The sequence below is a fragment of the Streptomyces solincola genome (genome assembly GCF_002982015.1).
Lineage (GTDB): Bacteria > Actinomycetota > Actinomycetes > Streptomycetales > Streptomycetaceae > Streptomyces > Streptomyces solincola.
Window position 1 is genome coordinate 1 of sequence record NZ_PVLV01000708.1, and the last position, 3,387, is coordinate 3,387.

Genomic DNA, 3,387 nt, shown 5'->3' on the forward strand with positions numbered 1-3,387 from the left:
CTGTCACACCGGGCCGACGACGCCCCCGCCGTCCCGCCCGTCGGAGGCGTCGTCGGCCCGGTGTGACAGAAAACGCAGGCGCGGCGCTGAAGGGAGTACGGGCCCTACCACGGACCCGTGGACGGCGACCGGGGCCTCTCCTGTGGGGGGTGGCGGCCCCGGTCGTCCGTTGTCTTCCGGGGCTGCCCGGGTGCGGGCGGCGGGTCCCGCCGTCAGCGGTCTTCGCGCGAGGCGGCCGGCGAACCAGGCGGGCCGGTCGGTCAGCGCCTTCCGGCTCGACACCGCCACCGGCCGCCTCTCCCCCGCCGGCCGTGGCCGGCCACGAGCCGCGTACTGCCGCGCTGGTCCGCGGCCCGTGCGCGGAGCACGCCGGAGCGCGGGGAGGCGGACGTCATCGCCTCCCCGCGGCTGCTATGGAAGGTCTCCTCATCCGGCTCTTCACACATCCCTTGTCGTCGAACGAGAAACGCACCCCTCGGCGGGGGTGCGAGTGGTGCGGGCGCTCGCCTCCGGCGGTCAGGGACGCCGGGTGGTCGTGGTCCACCCGGGCGTCCACGACCGACACCCGAAGACGTCGCCGGCGCGCAGGCGCCTCGCGCGGGCGCCGCCGGGAGGGCCCGGGACGCCCGCGCTCGGGTCGCGGCGCAACCGGTCAGACCGGGTCGACCGCGAAGCCGCCCTCGCCGGAGCCGCCGCCGCCCTCCGCGAGACCGTCCTCGCCGAGGTCGCCGTCCTGGAAGTCGGCGCCGCTGGGCTGGGGGCCGCCGAAGGCGCCGGCCAGGTCGTCCGGGTCGAACTCGACGGCGCCGGAGGGGGCGGTGGGCTCGGCGGCTTCGGCGAAGCGCACGACCAGGCCGAGCTTCTTGACCTTCGCGGTCTCGGCGAGCTTGGCCAGGTCGAGCCGGACCTCGGTCAGCTCGCCGTTCTTCAGGGCGAAGTCGGCGGAGACCTTCTCGTCCGGAAGCTCCTTGATCTCCTTGGCCGTGGGCAGTTCGCTGCCGGGCGGGAGCTGCTTCTCGAAGGTGCGGATCTCGTCGATCAGGTCGCCGACCAGGGTGCGGAACGGCGCGACGGCGATGATGTGCTCCTCGCCGTCCGTGCTGTCGGCGGTGGTGAAGTCGACCCGGTCGGAGAGGACGCCCTTGACGGCCTCGACCAGCTTCTTCTGGGTCTTGGCGTCCAGGCTGGGCTCCGGCGAGGGCTCGCCCGCGGGCGTGTCGCCGGCGGCCTTCTCCAGCTCCTTGGTGTCGAAGCGGACCCAGCCGCCGTCCAGCAGGGTGCGGAACGCGCCCGCCTCCGGCGGCAGGTCGGACGCCTCGGGCAGCGGGGCGCCGAAGGCGTCGCCCAGGGCGTCCAGGTCGGTGCGGACGTATCCGGTGTCGCCGACCATCCGGAACTCGACCACGTCGCCGTCCGGGACGCTGACCTTGAAGGTCGCGCCGGTGATGTCGCCCTCGCCGGAGTCCTGAAGCGGCTTGTCCGAGTGGACGCTGAAGCTGATCTTCGCGTCGCTGAGCAGCTCGGCGGCCTCCCGCGGCATCGGCTCCTGCTCGCCGCTCCACTCGTCCGCGGAGCCGGCGGCGCCCTTGTCCTCACGGGACTTGTCATCCAGCGCCTTCAGCGAGGCGGCGTCGGTGTCGAGGTCGATCTCGACGGCGAGGGACTTCTCCTTGCCGAGCCGGTCGAAGGCGCGGTCGAGCTTCTGCCCGGCCGAGAGCTGCTCGACCGTGCCGCAGGCGGCGACGCCGGCCAGGGTCGCGGCGACGACGGCGGCGGCGGTCAGGGTCTTGCGCATGGCGGTGATGACGATCTCCTCATCGGTGCGTACAACCGATCACCCCCCGTGGTGTGATCGATGAGGAGACGCGCGAGCGAGCCGAATGGTTGTGCGGATCCGCCGGAATCCGCGCGGATCCGCACACGTCGGCGTGGTCCGCCGTCAGCCGCCCAGGCGGTCGGCCAGCTCGCGGAACTGCGGCCAGCTCAGCGGCGGTTGCCCGGCGTCCCACAGCTTCTGCGAGGTCGCGGCGAGCGGCAGCCGGATGCCCTCGGCCACCTGCGCGGTGGTCTGCGCGTCGGCCAGGTCGCACCAGACGGCGAACCGTCCGCCGAGGATCTGCCGGTCGTAGCGGGCGTCCACCGGGGTGGTGCCGCGCAGCACCCGCGGCGTCCACTCCTGGTAGATCCGCTCGCCGGTGGGATAGGTGAAGTCGTTGGGCTCGCCGAGGACGTAGTAGAGGTACTCGTCGTTGAGGTTGACCACCGGGCGGCCCTCGGAGAGGTACGCGGTCGGGGGCCGGGCCCCGATCTCCTTGCCCGTCCAGTACTCGACCTCGATGGACTTGTCCGGCGTCACCGCGCTGTCGGCGAAGAAGCCGTCGTTCCACGCCTTGGCCTTCTTCTTCGCCTCCCGCACGGTGGCGGCGCGGTCGTTGAGCCAGCCCTCGGCGAGGTCCTGGACGGTGCCGTCGGCCCCGTACCGCTGCCGGGCGGCGGCGGCCAGCTGCGGGAAGGAGGCCGCCGGGTCGGAGACGGTCAGCGCCTGGTACTCGTCCGCGCCGACGTGGAAGTACCCGCCGGGGAAGAGCGCGGCGTACTCCCGCAGCAGCTCGTCGACGAGCGTGGCGGAGGCGGGCTTGGAGATGTCGATGGCGCCCTGGCGGGCGTTGCCCTGGGCGCTGCGGAGTTGCAGGTCGGGGTAGGCGCGCAGCACGGCCCCGAGGTGCCCCGGGGAGTCGATCTCGGGGATGACGGTGATGTGCAGGGAGTTCGCCAGCGCGATGATCCGGCGCACCTCGGCCTTCGTCAGGTGCGGGTCGGAGACGATCTCGGGGTGCGAGGACGACTCGATGCGGAACGCCTGGTCGTCGGAGAAGTGCAGGGCGAGCTGGTTCATCTTGAGGTCGGCCATCTCGCGCAGCCGGGCCTCGATCCACTCCGCGTCGAAGAACTTGCGGGCGATGTCCAGGTGCAGTCCGCGTTGCGGCTTGGCGGGCGCGTCGCTGACGGTGCCCTCGGGCACGGCCCCGCCGGAGGCCAGCGCCTGCTTGACGGTGCGGGTGCCGTAGAAGACGCCGGCCTCGCCCGGCCCGGATATCCGCACCCGGTCGCCGCGGGTGGTCACGGTGTACGACTCGGGGCCGCCGCCCTGCTCGGGGTCCAGCGCCAGCTCGATGTCGCCGGGCCGGGCGGCGGCCTGGCCGCGGTAGCCGGTCTTCAGCTCGCCGGCCAGCAGCCTGCCCTCGTCGGCGAGGGCGCCGCTGCCCTCGGCCAGCACCACGGCGCTGGAGCCGCCGGGCTTCCAGCCGGGGCCGCGGGCGGCCCGGTGGTCGCGGACCGCCGGGATGGTCTGCGGGGCGGTGGACAGCGGGTGGCTGGGGGTGGGCG

The 3,387-nt window shown here is 73.7% G+C and carries 2 protein-coding genes; both read right to left on the reverse strand.

Features of this window, described 5'->3' with window-relative positions; all coding sequences use genetic code 11:
* Nucleotides 1–652: 652 nt before the first annotated feature.
* Nucleotides 653–1,795 (reverse strand): hypothetical protein, encoded by a 1,143-nt coding sequence (locus C6N75_RS29555; RefSeq protein ID WP_258177683.1) that lies wholly within the window; start codon nucleotides 1,793–1,795, stop codon nucleotides 653–655.
* 144 nt (nucleotides 1,796–1,939) lie between these two features.
* Nucleotides 1,940–3,387: beta-N-acetylhexosaminidase (locus C6N75_RS29560; RefSeq protein ID WP_105871903.1), on the reverse strand; the 1,448-nt coding region annotated here is incomplete at its 5' end.

What these genes read in the sequence shown, in the direction of transcription:
- C6N75_RS29555 (WP_258177683.1), bottom strand. Translation starts at nt 1,795, where the DNA reads ATGCGCAAGACCCTGACCGCCGCCGCCGTCGTCGCCGCGACCCTGGCC.